Here is a 16,906-nt window from a genome sequence, read left to right as displayed (position 1 = left end):
TATTACAGACTTTTAGCTTGAAAAGATCTCAACGCCCTTGGTGTTGGGGTCTTTTTATTTGTGGGTACAAAAAGTATGACGAACTTACCAAGTATTAAACAGCTGCAGTATTTATTGGCAGTTCATCAGCATCAACATTTTGGCCGCGCCGCAAGTGCGTGTTTTATTGGTCAATCAACACTCAGCAGTGCAATTCAAACCCTTGAAGAAACACTCGGTTGCCAACTCATAGAGCGTGAAAATCGTAGTTTGATGTTCACAGCCATCGGCGAAGAAGTGGTAGAGCGGGCACGCAAAATTATTGACGATACGCTAAGTGTTAGAGAGCTGACTAAAAGCCATTTAACACCGCTAAGCGGTACGCTCACCCTCGGAGTTATTCCAACGATTGCTAGTTTTATTGCGGCACCTCTATATCACCTTTGTCAGCAACAGTTTGCTGATTTAGAGTTGGTACTGGTTGAAGACACCAGTGATAGCTTGTTAGATAAACTCGAGCATGGCCATATCGATATGGCGCTATTGGCACTACCTTACGATACTGATAAATTTCATACTCAAGTACTCGCGCAAGATCACTTTTGCTTAGTACATCATAAAGACTATTTACCTGCTAAGAATATAGAAGATTTTAACTTGTTACCGGAAGCCAGCGTGTTCTTATTAGAGCGAGAGCATTGTATGACAGGGCACGCATTAAGTGCTTGTCATTTAAATCGTTCAAGCTGTATCAATCCGTTTGAAGCGGCGAGCTTACACACCTTACTTAGCATGGTTGAGCACCAGTTCGGTGTCACTTTTTTACCGCAAATGGCGATTAACGCGGGTATTTTAGCGAACAAAAACATGCTTGCCACTCCCTCACAAAGTGACGCATACCGCGATATTGGCATTTTATGGCGCAAAACAACTGGTCGTATTCGAGATTTTCGTTTATTTAGCCAAATGCTAGAAAGCTTTTTAAAGCAGCAATGTCGTTTAATGCCAATCGACTTAAATATTTAACCATTCTAGCGAGCTAAATAAAGCGCTAACTGCGTTATAAATTTTTCATGTAGAACAACTATATGTCAAAATTTATGCCTTGTTATCACTCCATTTATCTGTCGCTATAAATGGTCAGTAACTTAACACGATTGGTATAACGACACAGGAATAGCTCATTTAGGTGAGCTTTTTTATTTATTTTCATTTATTTTTATCTTTTCCAAACTATCTGCTTCACTCTATCGACTAACCTCATAAGTAAAATAACTAAGCATCGAGAATCGTGTTTTTTCAATCAATAGAAACATTAATCGCCAAAGCACAACAAGGAAATAAGCGCCTGGCTTAAGCTGGTTAAGCAGCATGAAAGCCAAGTTTATAACTATTGTTTGCGGATGCTAAGTAACCCAGATGATGCCATGGACTTAATGCAAGAGGTGTTTATTTCGGTGTATAAAAGTCTGCCGAACTTTCGTGGTGAGTCGAGTTTTAATACTTGGGTATTTCAAATTGTGCATCGGCGTAGCGTTGAATACTACCGCCGTCGCAAGCATTATCAGAGCTTAGATGATGTGCCAGAACAGGCCTGTGAACACAGTGAATTAGAAGGCAATAGTGTAGCTCAGGCCCAGCATCAGCAATTAAAAAGTATGTTGAATAAGTTACCGTGGGAGCAGCGTTTAGTGGTGGAGTTGAAATTTTTCCAGCATTGCACCTTTGAAGAGATTGCTGAGCAATTAGATATTTCAACTAATACTGCTAAGTCGCGGTTATACAGTGCATTAGGAAAATTAAAAGTTCATTTGGAGGCCGTAGATGGCTAGTTTAGAGTCGCTTTTTGAGCAATGGTTAGATGGTAAAGTTTTGAGCGATAAACAATTGCAGCAGCTCGAAAATGATCCCGAATATGCAGCGTTGATGAGCCAAGCGCAAGTATGGCAACAGCATAGCCGTGACTATAAGGCTGTACCTGTACCAATCTGGGATCGCCAATCAACAATATCGCAGTTCTCTGCTGTGCGTGTGTTTAGCGTCGCTGGAGCGTGGGCTGTTGCAGCATCAGTATTGGTTTGTTCGTTAATCTTTTTAGTTATACCGCAATCAGATGCGCAGGGGTTACTTGCACAAGTAACGAAACAAACACATTTATTGCAGTCTCAACAAAAGCAAATTGACCAAATGCAAAGAATTATTACTGCGCAAAATCAATTGCAACAACAGCAGATGTATCAATTAGCAAAAGAGGCCATTGCAACAGGACGAGTTGAACGCCAAGAAGATATTGCCAGTTTAATCACTTACATCAAAACCCAGCGAGCTCAAGATCAAGCGTATCTACGGATGCAATTAAATGATTTAGCCGAACAAGTACAAGAGCAGCCAACAGCCGCGATTGCGAAAAATTAGGAGTATAGAGCATGAATAAAAAACTTATCAGCAGCGCCATAATGGCCATACTTGGGTGCTTAAGTGCTAATGTATCTGCGCAAGACCCTGCGGAGTTGGCATCAATACAGCGTGAAGTAGCAATAATGGAAAACATTTTAAGCAGCGCGTTAAAGCAAGATACCAATAAAAGGATCCGTGCGATTCAAGCCAACTATTTTGTTAAGCAGGGAGTGGTATTTGAGCTGGACGTAAGAGGCTCTAGCCGCTGGCAGACTATTTTTAGTAACGCACCTAATGCGCCGTTACCACCGCTGCCTGAAATTGATTTTGCTAATATGGATATTGAAATTATCAGTGATCAAGTAGAGTTTATTACCGAAGATGTTGTTGAATCATCACGAGAAGCTTATCAACAAGCGATGGAACTAATGCGTGAAGGCGCAGAACAAGTGCGCGAAATTGCAGAGCAAGAGCGTGATGTGGGCCGAAAGTTGCGGGATTTAGAGCGTGAAAAGCGCGATTTAGAGTTTGCCAGCCGCCATGATAATAGCGCCGAAGAGAAACAGCTTGAACAACGCAAAAAAGCGTTAGAAAAAGATATCGCGAAGCTGGAAAAACAACAAACTACACTCACTAAACAGCAGCAACAGCTACGCCAAAATATCAATGCAAAGCATGCAGAGCGTGAGCAACAACAAGCCGCAGAGCAACAACAGTTACTGGAGCAAGTAAGTACAAGTATCAGTCTTACGTTATGTGATTACGGTAGTGGTTTACGTAGTTTGCCAAACGACGAGCATGTGAGTTTTGTTCTTAAAGGGCTCGGCGATAAAAATACGAGTTTAATAAAAGTATTTAATAAATCAGATATTAAAAAGTGTGTCGCCGGCGATATCAAAGCCAGCGAACTGACTAAAAAAGCTATTAGCTACCAATTTTAATTAGCCGAGCTGATATTAACTCAGCTCAATTAATAACTTATACCTGACCAACAAGCAGCCGTATTATAAAGGCTGCTTTTCGTTATGCCCTTCATATTCAAACTGTTTATTGAATGGCGTAATATCTGGTAAAAATAACAAATAAACCCACACCACTAAGTTAAAGTAGGGGATCAAACCTAAGCAGGTAAAAGTTACAACCGGGTAACCTTTGATACTGGCATATCGATAGCATTGGTAAGTTATCCCTAAGTTTACCGCTAATAGTAACACTATTAATTGCATCATAATTCACTCCATAAATTGACAATGATACTAATAACAACATGTTAGTTTGTAAGTGGCATGTTGCTATGATTTAACGATGTCATGTGAAATTTCGATTATCATCATAATCACAAGACATTTATCGCCCGATGAGCAAAGTATAGATGAGTTATCACAAGATGGAAGTAAAAAAATGCGTAGATTTGTATGAAAAGTTCGCTATTTTAGCTAGGTGGTTGTTCGTAAAAAGTTTTGTTTTGATAAATTTTTTGTAACTGATGTTTGATTTTTTCTACGGGCACCGGGCGTGAAATAAAGTAGCCTTGGCCATAATCAACACCTATTTCTTTTAGTGCTAAAAAGATCTCTTCATTTTCAACATATTCAGCAACTGAACGCTTATTGAGCGAGCGACTAATATCGTTTATTGCTTTAACTAACGCCAAGTCGATTGGATCATTAAGCATATCGCGAACAAACGAACCGTCTATTTTTACGTGTTGAGCTGGCAGTTGCTTAAGATAATTAAAGGTGCTAAAGCCAGTGCCAAAGTCATCAATTGAGAAATGACAGCCCAAGCGATTGAGCTTTTCGATCATCGCACGAGTGGCAGTTAAATTATTGATACTGGCGGACTCGGTGATCTCAAAAATAACCCGGGTAGGGCTGATATCGCACTTTTCAAGGGTCGATTCGATATGCGGTAATAGGCGTTCATCTAAAAACGATTGCGCAGATAGGTTTATTGCAACTTGATTTAGCTCAGGGTTAGCGGCAATGGCAGAAATTGCATTGCTGATCACACATTGATCCATTAAGTAAGTGTCGTTCAATAATTCAAGTGACGGAATAAATTGGTTTGGATAAACCAGTTCACCGTCGAGTTTTAAGCGTAACAGTGCTTCAAAATAAGCGACACCACCATGTTTAAAGTCCCAAATAGGCTGGTAATGTAATTCAATTTGGTTTTGTTGCAATGCTTGGCGAATGCTGTGTCCCCACTCTAATCCAGCTTGCAAGGTGTTATGGCTGGCATCTTCTTTAGAGTAACAATGAACCAAATTACGGCCTAAGCTTTTAGCAACGTACAAGGCAATATCAGCTTGTTTTAAGCATTCACTCGGATCATGGTTCGCTGCTGTTATTTGCGTTAAGCCAATTGAGCAGCTAATTGAATAAACTTGTTCTTCAGATTTAAACTGATGACCTTCAATAGCCATGCAAATACTTTCAGCTATCAAGTGTGCATCAAGCAGATTCATATTATTTAAGATCACCGCAAATTCATCACCACCAATGCGACACACTAAGTGTTCATCACTGATATTGGCGTTAAATAGTTGCGCAACTTCTTTAAGAACTATATCGCCTTGTTGATGGCCTTTACTGTCATTAATTATTTTAAAATGATCGAGGTCAATATAAATTAAAGCGTGCTCTATGTCGCCATTAGTGCGTTGCGGCTGGCAAATTCGATTGAGTTGTTGATCAAAATAATAGCGGTTATGTAAGCCGGTTAAGGTGTCATGTAGTGCTAAATGGCGCAGCTGTAATTCAGCTTGTTTGCGCTCATGAATATTATCTATTGTGGCGGTGATCGTGGCAGCATTACTGCTGTTTTTGATTAGTTGTAAGCGGCACTCAACCCAAATAGCTTGACCATCTTTATGAATAATTTGCACTTCAACCTGCTGTTGCAAGGCACCGCCATGCAAAATACTGCTAATTGTTTGCAGTAGTTTATCTTTGCAATCATTGATACAAAAGTCAGAGAGTGCTTTGCTCAAGGTTTGTTTTATGCCAAACCCACTGAGTGCTTCCCACGCAGGGTTGATAAAACGAATGCGGCCTTGTTCATCAAATTCAAGCACCACAGTATTAAGATGTAATAGTATCCGCTGATGGGCTGAAAATAGCTCCTTATAGCGGCTTTGACTTTGACTTAGCTGTTCTACTTTTTGTGCAAACTCTGCATAACTGACCATAAAATCTTCACGGCGCGCAGCATGGTCGCATACTTTACTTAACAAGGTTTGTTCATATGGTGCACGAATAAAATCAGTGACCCCTGAAAGCAATAGTTGTTCAGCATGATCGGCATCTTTCGTGTCTATAATGGTTACAATGGCTTGTTTTGGGTTGTGTTGTAAAATCTCTTCAACTAATTGACTGGCAGCTCCTGCGTGTGCTGCGGTTGCATCAAGTAACACAATGGCAAACTTTTGCTGCAAATAGATTGATAATGCTTGTTTATTACTAGAAACATGGGTGCAGGCAAAGTTTAGCTGTAATTGTTGCGCTATTTCAGCTGCTTTGTCACTGTCGGTTTCGAGCAGCAACAAGTCTAAACGACTACTTTTTTCTAAATGCGTTGATAACACATTTGCCAGTACCTGTGGCAGCATATCTTGGCGTTCAAATGGCAATACTGCATCTATGCCATAACTGCGTGCTGTCGTTTCGGCTATTCGCTCACAATAGATAGGCGGAGTTAGTACAATTGGTGTATTTTTTGGGGTTTTTAATAACCCTGAACGGATCATCCGAGAAAATCGCCAACCATCTATTTTACCAACATTAAGACCGGTAATAATGACATCGACCGCTTGAGATTTAAGAATTTCGAGGGCTTGCTGGCTATCGGCTACTTCAAGGAAAGTAAATACATTGAGCCGATTTAAGGTTGACTTAACAGCCTGACGCTCAGCGACACTGGCGTTTAAGATCAGCAAAGTTAGCTGCTTAGCCATTTATGTCACACCTCTTATAAACCTAGATCTAATTAAGTTGAGTAGAATAATGCCATTTGTCTCGAACCACAAGAGAACATTCCATTGTATTTTAATTAAAGCCGTTGGTTGAGCTAATAGCGCGATGCAGTTAAACTTGGCGCGACTTTTTTGATCTGGATATATCCTATGCGCGTGGCTGATTTTAGCTTTGACTTACCTGATGAATTAATTGCTCGTTTTCCTAAACAGGATCGAACCAGCAGTCGCTTATTAACCTTAGATGGCCCAAGTGGCGCTGTAGAACATAAAATATTTAGCGATATTATTGATTTAGTAAATGAAAATGACTTGTTGGTATTTAACAATACCAAAGTGATCCCTGCTCGTATGTATGGCCAAAAAGCGTCAGGTGGCAAAGTTGAAGTCTTAGTGGAGCGAGTGCTTGATGAGCACCGCGTGCTGGCTCATGTACGAGCAAGTAAATCACCAAAACCAGGTACAGAACTTATTCTCGAAGGTAAAGCGCAGGCGACTATGGTGGGTCGTCATGGCGAATTGTTTGAACTAGAGTTTAGCGATAGTCAAAATGTACTGGAAATTTTAAACGATATTGGCCATATGCCACTGCCACCTTATATTGACCGTCCAGATACTGACGAAGACCGCAAACGCTATCAAACAGTTTACGGTGAAAAACCTGGCGCGGTTGCAGCGCCAACTGCTGGCCTACATTTTGACGATACGCTCATGGCAGCAATAAAAGCTAAGGGCGTAAACATGGCATTTGTTACTCTGCATGTTGGCGCGGGCACATTTCAGCCGGTACGCGTAGACTCGGTTGATGATCATATAATGCACTCCGAATACATTGAAGTGCCTGATGATGTTGTTGCAGCAGTCGCTGCAACCAAAGCTAACGGCGGCAGAGTGATTGCGGTAGGCACAACTTCGGTACGTTCATTGGAATCAGCAGCTAAGATACATGGCGGCCAATTAGCCAGTTACTTTGGTGACACCGATATTTTTATTTACCCAGGTTATCAATTTAACGTAGTTGATGCCATGGTCACTAATTTTCACTTGTCAGAATCGACATTGATCATGTTGGTTAGTGCATTTGCTGGGCAAGATAATATTATGAGTGCATACCAAACTGCAATTGCACAAAAATACCGCTTTTTTAGCTACGGCGATGCGATGTTTTTAACCCGTAAATAGTTTTTTCTATAAAAGCACTTAAAGCCCAGCCTTGCGTTGGGCTTTTTAGTTTTGATTTTTGCACTTTTAATTTCAGCTTTGAGCCCAATTAATAGTAATGGTTTTACAAAAAGGGTAGAATCGAGCGGTTAAATTATAGCTTGTTGGACTGTTTTTCTGACATTTGAGGATGATATGAAGTTTGAATTAGACCGTACAGACGGTAAAGCCCGCCGCGGCCGCTTGATTTTTGATAGAGGCGTAGTCGAAACGCCAGCATTTATGCCAGTAGGTACTTACGGTACTGTCAAAGGTATGACCCCAGATGAAGTCAAAGACACTGGTGCGCATATTTGCCTAGGTAACACCTTCCATTTAATGCTTCGCCCTGGTACTGAAATCATCAAGCAGCATGGTGGATTACATGGTTTTATGAATTGGGATAAACCAATTTTAACCGACTCAGGCGGTTTTCAAGTGTTTAGCTTAGGCGCAATGCGTAAAATTACCGAAGAAGGTGTATTGTTTAGCTCGCCTGTTAACGGTGAAAAAATTATGCTTTCACCAGAAAAAGCCATGCAAGTGCAGCGTGATTTAGGTTCAGACATCGTAATGATTTTTGACGAATGTACGCCTTATCCTGCCACCGAAAAAGAAGCTAAAGATTCAATGGAGTTATCACTTCGTTGGGCTAAGCGTTCAAAAGAAGGTCACGGTGACAATCCATCAGCTTTATTTGGTATTATCCAAGGTGGTATGTATCCGGAGTTGCGTGCTCAGTCACAACAAGGTCTTGAAGAAATTGGTTTTGATGGCTACGCACTCGGTGGTTTATCGGTCGGTGAGCCAAAAAATGAGATGATTAACATTCTTGATCACTGTGCTTATAAAATGCCAGAGAACAAACCCCGTTACCTTATGGGTGTAGGTAAACCTGAAGACTTAGTTGAAGCCGTTCGTCGCGGTATCGATATGTTTGACTGTGTAATGCCAACTCGTAATGCGCGTAATGGTCATTTATTTATAACCGGTGGCATTGTGAAAATTCGTAATGCTGTGCACAAAACAGATACCGGCCCACTTGATCCTGAGTGTGATTGCCATACTTGTAAGAATTATTCGCGCGCGTACCTACATCATCTTGATAAATGTAACGAAATTTTAGGTGCACGACTAAACACAATTCATAACTTACGTTACTATCAGCGCGTTATGGAAGGTTTACGTAATGCGATCGGTGACGGTAAGTTAGATGAATTCGTAAATGATTTTTATGCACGCCGCGGCCAAGAAGTGCCAGAGCTTGCAGATACCACAAATTAAATTTAAAAATTAAAGAGGAAGTGTTATGAGTTTATTTATTTCAAACGCCCACGCAAGTGCGGCAGGTGCAGCGCCAGCTGGTGGTGGTTATGAGATGTTGATCATGCTAGCTATCTTTGGCTTAGTATTTTACTTCTTGATTTACCGTCCACAAGCTAAGCGTGTAAAAGAACATAAAGCGCTGATGAATGCGATGGCAAAAGGCGATGAAGTTCTTACTCAAGGTGGTTTAGTGGGTAAAATCGCTAAAATCTCTGACGATAAAGATTTCATTGTTATTTCACTTAACGATCAAGCTGAAGTAACTGTACAAAAATCAGCAGTGTCAGCAGTATTGCCTAAAGGCACAATGAAGTCGCTATAATAATAATAAGGACGCCCACGTGTTAAACAAGTTTCCATTATGGAAGTATTTACTTGTTCTAGCTGTGATTGCGGTAGGTCTTTTATATGCCTCTCCTAATTTGTATGGTCGTGATCCGGCCATACAAATTTCAGGTACTAAAGGAACTGATGCAGATCTAGCTGTAGTAGACAAAGTAAATGCGACCCTCAAAGAGCACAATGTTACCGTAAAATCAGTTAAGTTCGAAAACGGTCAAGTGTTGATCCGCTTTAAAAATGTTGAAGAGCAGCTTAAAGCGCAAGATTTATTGCGTGATTCATTGAGCGACGATTACATCTCAGCCATTAACATGGCCCCGGCGCAACCTCATTGGTTAAAAGCCCTTGGCGGCAATCCAATGAAATTGGGCTTGGATTTAAGTGGCGGTGTTCACTTTACGATGGAAATTGATATGGTGACAGCGGTTGATAACGCGCTGGAACAAATGGATCAAGACTATAAAAGTGATTTACGTGAAGAAAAACTACGCTATCGCACGGTACGTCGTGTAGCTGGTACTGAACGTATTCGTGTGGAGATGCGCAGCGCAGAAGATAAAGATGCGGCAGAGCGTTTTTTACAGTCACGCTACCCATTACACAACTACATTGATGATAGCTCTAACGATAACGCGTTTTATGCCACCATCAGCGAGCAAAAACTCAAAGAAATTCGTGACTATGCTATCAAGCAAAACGAAACCATTATCCGTAACCGTATTAACCAAATCGGTGTTGCTGAGCCTAACGTACAACGTCAAGGTGCAGAGCGTATTATTGTGCAGCTACCAGGTGTTCAAGATACTGCGCGTGCGAAAGAGATTTTGGGTGCTACAGCAACCCTTGAGTTTCGTGAAGTAGACGAAAATGCCGATCCAACGGCAGCAGCGCAAGGGCGTATTCCGCCTGGTACTGAAATGATCATGAGCCGTGATGGCTACCCAGTGGTACTTAAAAAACGCATTATTCTCGAAGGTAGTCACATTACTGGTGCGCAATCGGGTGCCGATGAATACCAACGTCCGCAAGTAAGTATTAGCCTTGATAGCAAAGGCGGCGCGAAAATGAATGCTTTCACTAAGCGTGCTATTGGCAAGCGTATGGCGACGGTATTTATAGAGTATAAGCCTTCTGGTAAAACAGACGAAAACGGTAAAGCGCTACCACCAATTAAGGTGGAAGAAGTGATCAACGTTGCAACTATACAAGCGCGTCTTGATCGTTCGTTTCGCATCACCGGCATTGATAACCCTGCAGAAGCACATAACTTAAGTTTATTACTACGTGCTGGAGCACTTGTTGCGCCAATTCAAATTGTTGAAGAGCGCACGGTAGGGCCAAGCTTAGGTCAAGAAAATATCGAAGCAGGTATGACAGCGGTTGCTTTAGGTTTCTTGTTTGTACTGATCTTTATGTTAGTTTATTACAAAGGTTTTGGCTTAGTCGCTAATATTGCCTTAGCAGCTAACTTAGTATTGATTGTGGGGGTTATGTCGTTGATCCCAGGCGCTGCACTAACACTGCCAGGTATTGCTGGTATCGTACTAACGGTAGGTATGGCAGTTGATGCCAACGTACTAATATTTGAGCGTATTCGCGAAGAGCTGGCCGATGGACGTAGTCCGCAACAGGCTGTTCATCATGGTTATGATAGTGCTTTTAGTACAATTTTTGATGCCAATATTACCACCTTAATTGCTGCGATTATCTTGTTCGCAGTGGGTACAGGCCCAATTGCTGGTTTCGCAGTGACACTTGCGATAGGTATTATCACCTCAATGTTTACAGCCATTGTTGGTACCCGTGCGGTAATCAACTTATGTATTGGTGGTAAGCGCATTGATAAGCTGTCAATTTAAGGAGCAGATATGCAAATTTTAAAATTAGGCGGCAGAACTTTAGGGTTTATGTCGCTGCGCAAAGTTGCTATGAGCATCTCAACGCTACTTATTTTGGCATCGTTCGCATCGTTCTTCGTTAAAGGTTTAAACTTTGGCTTAGATTTTACGGGCGGTACTGCTGTAGAAGTCGGTTTTGCACAACCAGCAGACTTAAAGAAAGTACGTTCAGTGTTAGCTGAAAATGGTTTTGCAGATGCATCAGTACAATTATTTGGTTCAAGCCAAGAGATATTGGTTCGCTTAGCACCGCGAGGTGATGATGTTAAAGCCGAAGTAATTGGTAACCAAGTAATTGATGCACTTAAAAAAGCCGATGATAGCGTAGTAATGCGTCGAATTGAGTTTGTTGGCCCAAGTGTAGGTGAAGACTTAAAAGAGCAGGGTGGCCTTGCCATGTTAACTGCGCTTATTTGTATCTTGATCTATGTGGCATTTCGCTTTGAGTGGCGTTTTGCGGTAGGCGCGGTGTCGGCACTTTTACACGATGTAATCATTACTTTAGGTTTGTTTTCAGTATTAGGGTTAGAGTTCGACTTAACCATATTGGCGGCAATACTGGCGGTAATAGGTTACTCTCTTAATGATACTATCGTTGTATCTGACCGTATTCGTGAGAACTTCCGCAAAGTGCGTATCGACGATACTGTTGAGATAATTGATATTTCATTAACGCAAACACTTAACCGTACTCTAGTAACTTCAATTACCACTATTTTAGTATTAATCGCCTTGTTTGCTTGGGGTGGTCAAACTATTCATGGTTTTGCTACAGCGCTGTTATTTGGTGTGTTTATTGGTACTTACTCTTCGATTTATGTTGCTAGTGCCGTTGCGCTTGCGATGGGCGTAAGTAAAGAAGACTTAATACCAGAAGTTATCGAAAAAGAAGGCGCAGATTTAGACGCTATGCCATAGGTATGATTCTAATTTTACGTTTAAAAAACCGCTCATTGAGCGGTTTTTTGCTTTTAAGTGTTTGTGTCGCCTACGGGAGTATAGAGTTACTTTGGTGCTTAATAATTTGTAGGCGAGTGGCTTGCCACCGCGAAAGGTTTTTCACAACTCTCTGTCTAACTGGTGAATTTAAAATTGCGCGAGGTACCGTGGTCAAGTAATTCCGCCTACGGGTTAACATTGGTGTTTGGATTTATTGTAGTCGGGGCTTTATGCCGCGTGACTCAAATGTCTTCTCTTTGTGAAAAATATTTTAAGTTTTTCATTCACAAAGAGGTAAAGGAAGGTACTAGGGTTCGGCTTAACCTTACTTTCTCTGTGTTGCGCGAAGCGCCTCGGTGTCCTCTGTGGTGCAAATTGTTTAAATGATTCAGAGGGCACAGAGCTCACAGAGAAAGAGATTAAAGGGATAAAGTTAAAGGTGCTAGGGTTTTGGGAAGTCTGCGGGTTGGCATTGGTGTAAGGCTATATGTAAGCGGGGCTTTATCATGGCGAATTTTAATTATTGCTATTTATGAAGTTAAATATTTCCTATAATAGTAATTATTGATTAAGTATTGATGTAACCAACTAATGTTAAAGCAACTTTTAGTCGCTAGTAGTCTAATTATTGTTAGCGGATGTGATGACAACGTTAAACCTAAGCAATCAAAGGCTGCAGTACAACCTTATCAATTAACAACACTTGAACATTATCAGCATCAAGCTAATAACTTACTTCGCAGTATTAGAGTGAAAAAAGACGCAGCTAATTTAGAAACTCAATCTGCTGATTTAGTCGCGCTATCGCAGACTATCCTCAATGACTTGATAGTTGATTATCCACAATGTGCTGAATACATAAATGCGCTTATTGCTGTTGCTGATTTGCTCCCTTCATTGCCCCTAGAAGAAATTGAAAGTGGTTATCATAGCGATGGTAAGCTACCTAAGTTTGACGATCCCATATGTTATCACGGTAAGGATTTATTGGTTCATCCTGCGACTGTACAGGCGGTTGCTCGTTTAGGATTTGTTGACCCACAAGCTTATGAATATGCTGAACTTGAGATTATTGAGGTGATAGCTCATTTTGATCAGGTTGAACAAGCATTAAATAAATAACAAAATGCCGGAGTGTTAACGGGTACTGACATAAAATTGTCATACCAGCTTGCTACTTTAGCACTCTCTTAATGAAGTAATGGGTTGATGATAAGTGAGTGCTCGGCTAGGTATATTAGAAAATATCTTAAAAAACAGTGAAATAACGACACTGTTTCAACCCATCTTTGATATTGCAGGGCAGCAAATTTTAGGTTACGAAGCATTAAGTCGAGGCCCTAAAAATTGCGATCTAGAGATGCCAAATGCGCTTTTTAGTGCTGCAATCGTGCACGATAAAATCTCAGAGCTTGAGTTGTTATGCCGTTCAAAAGCGATCGAAAATTTTGTAAGGTTAAAACTACAAGGCAAATTATTCTTAAATGTAAGTCCTAAAACGTTACTTGATCCCTGCCATCCGAAAGGCGAAACATTACACCTAATTAAGCAGTTTGGCTTGGCCGCTAATAGAGTGGTGATTGAAGTTACCGAACAAGAAAAGGTTGATGATGGTTTTTTATTGCTGAAAACAATTGCCCATTATCGCCAGCTCGGTTTTTCGATTGCCATCGATGATTTAGGTGCAGGCTACTCAGGGTTAAAGCAATGGTCAGAATTATGTCCTGACTATGTGAAGATTGACCGTTATTTTATTGACCATTGCGATGAAAGCGTGGTTAAAAAAGAATTTTTAAAATCAATTATAGAGTTAGCGAAAGTTACCAAAACAGCGGTGATAGCAGAGGGCATAGAGCGGGTTGAAGAACTCAGTTTACTTGAAGGGCTAGGCATTGTGAATGCGCAAGGCTTTTTGCTGGAACGACCAAGTTTAAAACCTAGCTTAGCGTTTGACTCAGCTCAATTACAGCAATTAAGTTTTACCCCACTTAACAATCAGTTTGAGCAATCAATGGCGATAGGTTGGTTAGCAATCGAACAAGCCCCAATAGACAGTCATACTCGTTGTAAAGATGCGCATAATATTTTTGAAAAAGATAAATCGATTATCAGTCTTGCGGTTGTCAATGAAAGCTTGCAGCCGATAGGCTTATTACACAAAGATCAACTGACAGAAGTATTTGCGGCTCCTTATGGCCATGCTTTATACGACAAACAACCGGTTACGGCACTAATGCATAAGCAACCCTTGGTAGTTGATGAAAATCAGCTGCTTGATACTGTTAGTCAGCAAATTACCGAAAATGATTTTGATATTCGCCGTCATATTGTGATCACTCGCACTGAGCAGTACTTAGGGCTCGCGCCACTGCGGGATATTTTAAAACATATTACGGAAGAGAAAATTCGTCATGCTCAGCATGCTAATCCACTTACGATGCTGCCGGGGAATGTTGCAATTAACGAAGCAATTGAGCATAGATTAAGAGCCAAACACAGCTTTGCATTAGCCTATATTGATTTAAACCACTTTAAGCAGTTCAACGATTTATATGGTTACGCCAGTGGTGATAGTGTTATCAAATTATTGGCCGATGTCACCACCCAAGCTTGTAGTAATGTGCCCAGTTTTGTTGGTCATATTGGTGGCGATGATTTTATGGTGGTCTTTGATGGTGATGATGCGGCTACAGTATGTAACAACATAATAACTGAGTTTGAGCTGAAATCTCGTGCATTCTTTACGCCAGAGCATATTGCCAGTGGTGGTTATTGGGCAACTAATCGTGAAGGTGAAAAGCAATTTGTACCTTTACTTACTTTATCGATTGGCGTTGTTGAACCCGATCTAGAGCAGTGTACTAACAGCCATCAAATTGCTGCATTGGCAACAGATGCTAAAAAAGAAGCAAAACGCTATCGCCACAGCTATCTGTTTTTATGTAAACGACGTGGTCCTGCTTTGGCGGTTGTGCGTTTAACTCCTGAGAAACAAGTCATATAAAATAACGTTAAGTAGGGCTGTTTTTCTTGAGTATTTATTGCTCAGCGTGTAGCTTTACTAAAACACTAGAAAATAATAAATATGACTAGGTATTTCTTTTCACTCATCTCGCTCTCGGTACTTATTGTTAGTACCGTATACAGTGCTAAAACTGCAGCAAAAGAAACGGTCACAATCGCTCAAGAACCTCGAACATTATATAAACGAGATGCATACTTAAAAGAGTTACTGCAACGTGCGCTTGATGCTGCTAATTATTCAGCCCAGTTAGAATCTGTCGTGGTACACCCTCACCAACAGCGAGCGCTCATAGCCCTTGCCGATAATAGCGTTGACCTATATTGGAGTATGACCAGCCCCGAACGCGAAACCTTAGCAATACCGATAAAAGTGCCGTTATTTAAAGGTTATATTGGTAAGCGAGCCTTAGTAACTAGGCAGTTGTTTCTTAATCGCTTTGCTGATATCAAGAGCAAAGAGCAACTAAAAGGGTTTACTGCAATTCAAGGGCATGACTGGCCCGATACCAAAATATTGGCATATAATGATTTATCGGTGCGACCGTTTGCAAATTATCAAGCGATGTTTAATATCGTTTTGACCGGACGAGTTGATTACTTTCCTCGCTCCTTCATAGAAGTAAGCTCAGAGTTAAAAGAAGTTAATAAACAAGCGCTGGTTATTGTGCCAAATTTATATATTAGCTACCCGAGTGCTTTTTATTACTTTGTGGCCAAACACAAGCCAGAACTGGCAAAAACGCTCAGCGATGGCTTAGCTATTATGCAAAAGAACGGTAGTTTTGATGAGCTATTTAACCAGTATTTTGGCGATGATTTAAATGCCTTGCCATTTGATCCGCAAAACACTGTTGAGATCAAATTAGAGAACCCTTATTTTAATCATTAAAAAAGGAGCCTAGGCTCCTTTTAGTATAACTCGCTATTAGCGAAGTAACGCTTCAGTTAATACTGGGCGAATTTCACGGATCATCGCTTGTGTTAATTTTGGTGCGCCACAGATAATATTACCGCTGTGAGCGTAATTATTACCACCGGCAAAATCTACAACCATACCGCCAGCTTCTTTAACCATTAGTTCACCTGCAGCTGAGTTCCATGGTTTCAAACCAATTTCAAAGAAACCATCAACACGGCCAGCTGCCACGTATGCCATGTCTAGTGCAGAACAACCGGCACGGCGAATATCAGCAGTGTGAACAAACAATGCTTTGAATGCTTCAGTATACGCATCCATATGGTGTTTGTTTTTGAATGGGAAACCAGTGGCAAGAACAGTACCAGAAAGAACGGTAGTTTTACTTACACGAAGACGTTTGCTATTTAGCTGTGCGCCTTGACCACGAGAAGCGGTGAAAAGCTCGCCACGAATTGGATCGTAGATAACAGCTTGGTCTAGACGACCTTTAACTTTAAGTGCGATAGAAACCGCGTAATGAGGGATGCCTTTGATGAAGTTTGTAGTGCCATCAATAGGATCAACAATCCATTGGTAATCTGCATCTTTACCTACGTGCTCACCTAGCTCTTCACCAACAATAGAGTGAGTAGGGTAAGATTGTAAAATAGTGTCGCGAATTACGGCTTCGGCTTCTTTATCAATATTCGTTACTAAATCATTAGTGCCTTTTTGTTGCACTTCAACTTTTGATAAATCTTCGCCAGCGCGAAGTAAAATTTTGCCTGCGTTACGCGCAGCGCGAACCGCAATGTTTAACATTGGATGCATGGTATTACCTTTGGGTTGTAAAAGAACGTGTATATATTTCTATATATTTCAGCCGGCGTATTCTAGCGATTTTTGGCACAAAGTAAACAATAAACC

Annotated in this window: 15 protein-coding genes; 12 read left to right on the top strand and 3 right to left on the bottom strand. The window is 41.0% G+C overall.

Annotation, left to right across the window (positions count from 1 at the left end):
* The first annotated feature begins 75 nt into the window (after window positions 1–75).
* The 4 genes from PVK79_RS22470 to PVK79_RS22455 all read left to right on the top strand — a co-directional run bounded on the left by PVK79_RS22470 (window position 76) and on the right by PVK79_RS22455 (window position 3,317).
* On the top strand, window positions 76–1,005 hold the full coding sequence (locus PVK79_RS22470) for a hydrogen peroxide-inducible genes activator (protein WP_145238228.1): 930 nt from the start codon (window positions 76–78) through the stop codon (window positions 1,003–1,005).
* A 377-nt stretch (window positions 1,006–1,382) separates the two neighbouring features.
* Entirely contained in the window at window positions 1,383–1,811 is a 429-nt protein-coding gene (locus PVK79_RS22465) for an RNA polymerase sigma factor (RefSeq protein ID WP_338052588.1), read from the top strand.
* On the top strand, window positions 1,804–2,394 hold the full coding sequence (locus tag PVK79_RS22460) for a hypothetical protein (protein ID WP_145238235.1): 591 nt from the start codon (window positions 1,804–1,806) through the stop codon (window positions 2,392–2,394). Before PVK79_RS22465 ends, PVK79_RS22460 begins: the two co-directional genes overlap by 8 nt.
* An 11-nt stretch (window positions 2,395–2,405) precedes the next feature.
* Window positions 2,406–3,317 carry a hypothetical protein gene (locus PVK79_RS22455; protein ID WP_182732011.1) on the top strand — a complete coding sequence of 304 codons (912 nt, stop codon included), beginning with the start codon at window positions 2,406–2,408 and terminating at the stop codon, window positions 3,315–3,317.
* Between the two features lie 63 nt (window positions 3,318–3,380).
* Here the strand turns inward: PVK79_RS22455 and PVK79_RS22450 are convergent, their stop codons facing one another.
* Window positions 3,381–3,605 carry a hypothetical protein gene (locus tag PVK79_RS22450; RefSeq protein WP_145238241.1) on the bottom strand — a complete coding sequence of 75 codons (225 nt, stop codon included), beginning with the start codon at window positions 3,603–3,605 and terminating at the stop codon, window positions 3,381–3,383.
* A gap of 203 nt (window positions 3,606–3,808) precedes the next feature.
* On the bottom strand, window positions 3,809–6,334 hold the full coding sequence (locus PVK79_RS22445) for an EAL domain-containing protein (protein ID WP_145238244.1): 2,526 nt from the start codon (window positions 6,332–6,334) through the stop codon (window positions 3,809–3,811).
* A gap of 168 nt (window positions 6,335–6,502) precedes the next feature.
* Between PVK79_RS22445 and queA the strand changes: the two genes are divergently transcribed.
* From queA to PVK79_RS22405, 8 genes are all read left to right on the top strand, one after another.
* A complete protein-coding gene (gene queA / locus PVK79_RS22440) occupies window positions 6,503–7,534 on the top strand; it encodes a tRNA preQ1(34) S-adenosylmethionine ribosyltransferase-isomerase QueA (protein ID WP_145238247.1) in 1,032 nt (343 codons plus the stop codon).
* A 174-nt stretch (window positions 7,535–7,708) separates the two neighbouring features.
* Complete coding sequence (gene tgt / locus PVK79_RS22435; RefSeq protein ID WP_145238250.1) at window positions 7,709–8,836, top strand: tRNA guanosine(34) transglycosylase Tgt; 1,128 nt, start codon at window positions 7,709–7,711, stop codon at window positions 8,834–8,836.
* A 25-nt stretch (window positions 8,837–8,861) separates the two neighbouring features.
* The gene (gene yajC, locus PVK79_RS22430) at window positions 8,862–9,200 is read left to right on the top strand and encodes a preprotein translocase subunit YajC (protein ID WP_182732013.1); all 339 of its coding nucleotides are present in this window, start codon (window positions 8,862–8,864) and stop codon (window positions 9,198–9,200) included.
* A 19-nt stretch (window positions 9,201–9,219) separates the two neighbouring features.
* Window positions 9,220–11,079, top strand: a complete 1,860-nt coding sequence (gene secD, locus PVK79_RS22425; RefSeq protein ID WP_145238253.1) for a protein translocase subunit SecD — start codon at window positions 9,220–9,222, stop codon at window positions 11,077–11,079.
* A gap of 9 nt (window positions 11,080–11,088) precedes the next feature.
* Window positions 11,089–12,036 (top strand): protein translocase subunit SecF, encoded by a 948-nt coding sequence (secF, locus tag PVK79_RS22420; RefSeq protein WP_145238256.1) that lies wholly within the window; start codon window positions 11,089–11,091, stop codon window positions 12,034–12,036.
* 612 nt (window positions 12,037–12,648) lie between these two features.
* Window positions 12,649–13,179: a hypothetical protein gene (locus PVK79_RS22415; RefSeq protein WP_257324871.1), complete on the top strand. Its 531-nt coding sequence runs from the start codon at window positions 12,649–12,651 to the stop codon at window positions 13,177–13,179.
* 94 nt (window positions 13,180–13,273) lie between these two features.
* Window positions 13,274–15,061 (top strand): GGDEF domain-containing protein, encoded by a 1,788-nt coding sequence (locus tag PVK79_RS22410; protein WP_182732645.1) that lies wholly within the window; start codon window positions 13,274–13,276, stop codon window positions 15,059–15,061.
* A gap of 81 nt (window positions 15,062–15,142) precedes the next feature.
* Window positions 15,143–15,970: a substrate-binding periplasmic protein gene (locus tag PVK79_RS22405; RefSeq protein ID WP_257324870.1), complete on the top strand. Its 828-nt coding sequence runs from the start codon at window positions 15,143–15,145 to the stop codon at window positions 15,968–15,970.
* Window positions 15,971–16,006: 36 nt separating this feature from the next.
* Here the strand turns inward: PVK79_RS22405 and suhB are convergent, their stop codons facing one another.
* Entirely contained in the window at window positions 16,007–16,810 is an 804-nt protein-coding gene (suhB, locus tag PVK79_RS22400; RefSeq protein ID WP_145236520.1) for an inositol-1-monophosphatase, read from the bottom strand.
* Between the last annotated feature and the right edge of the window lie 96 nt (window positions 16,811–16,906).

This window comes from Pseudoalteromonas rhizosphaerae (assembly GCF_028885455.1).
GTDB classification, from domain to species: Bacteria; Pseudomonadota; Gammaproteobacteria; order Enterobacterales; family Alteromonadaceae; genus Pseudoalteromonas; species Pseudoalteromonas rhizosphaerae.
This window is presented reverse-complemented; position numbering and strand designations above follow the sequence as displayed.

What these genes read in the sequence shown, in the direction of transcription:
- PVK79_RS22415 (WP_257324871.1), top strand. Translation starts at nt 12,649, where the DNA reads ATGTTAAAGCAACTTTTAGTCGCTAGTAGTCTAATTATTGTTAGCGGA.
- PVK79_RS22460 (WP_145238235.1), top strand. Translation starts at nt 1,804, where the DNA reads ATGGCTAGTTTAGAGTCGCTTTTTGAGCAATGGTTAGATGGTAAAGTT.
- yajC (WP_182732013.1), top strand. Translation starts at nt 8,862, where the DNA reads ATGAGTTTATTTATTTCAAACGCCCACGCAAGTGCGGCAGGTGCAGCG.
- PVK79_RS22470 (WP_145238228.1), top strand. Translation starts at nt 76, where the DNA reads ATGACGAACTTACCAAGTATTAAACAGCTGCAGTATTTATTGGCAGTT.
- queA (WP_145238247.1), top strand. Translation starts at nt 6,503, where the DNA reads ATGCGCGTGGCTGATTTTAGCTTTGACTTACCTGATGAATTAATTGCT.
- PVK79_RS22445 (WP_145238244.1), bottom strand. Translation starts at nt 6,334, where the DNA reads ATGGCTAAGCAGCTAACTTTGCTGATCTTAAACGCCAGTGTCGCTGAG.
- secF (WP_145238256.1), top strand. Translation starts at nt 11,089, where the DNA reads ATGCAAATTTTAAAATTAGGCGGCAGAACTTTAGGGTTTATGTCGCTG.
- tgt (WP_145238250.1), top strand. Translation starts at nt 7,709, where the DNA reads ATGAAGTTTGAATTAGACCGTACAGACGGTAAAGCCCGCCGCGGCCGC.
- suhB (WP_145236520.1), bottom strand. Translation starts at nt 16,810, where the DNA reads ATGCATCCAATGTTAAACATTGCGGTTCGCGCTGCGCGTAACGCAGGC.
- PVK79_RS22405 (WP_257324870.1), top strand. Translation starts at nt 15,143, where the DNA reads ATGACTAGGTATTTCTTTTCACTCATCTCGCTCTCGGTACTTATTGTT.
- PVK79_RS22455 (WP_182732011.1), top strand. Translation starts at nt 2,406, where the DNA reads ATGAATAAAAAACTTATCAGCAGCGCCATAATGGCCATACTTGGGTGC.
- PVK79_RS22465 (WP_338052588.1), top strand. Translation starts at nt 1,383, where the DNA reads ATGCTAAGTAACCCAGATGATGCCATGGACTTAATGCAAGAGGTGTTT.
- PVK79_RS22450 (WP_145238241.1), bottom strand. Translation starts at nt 3,605, where the DNA reads ATGATGCAATTAATAGTGTTACTATTAGCGGTAAACTTAGGGATAACT.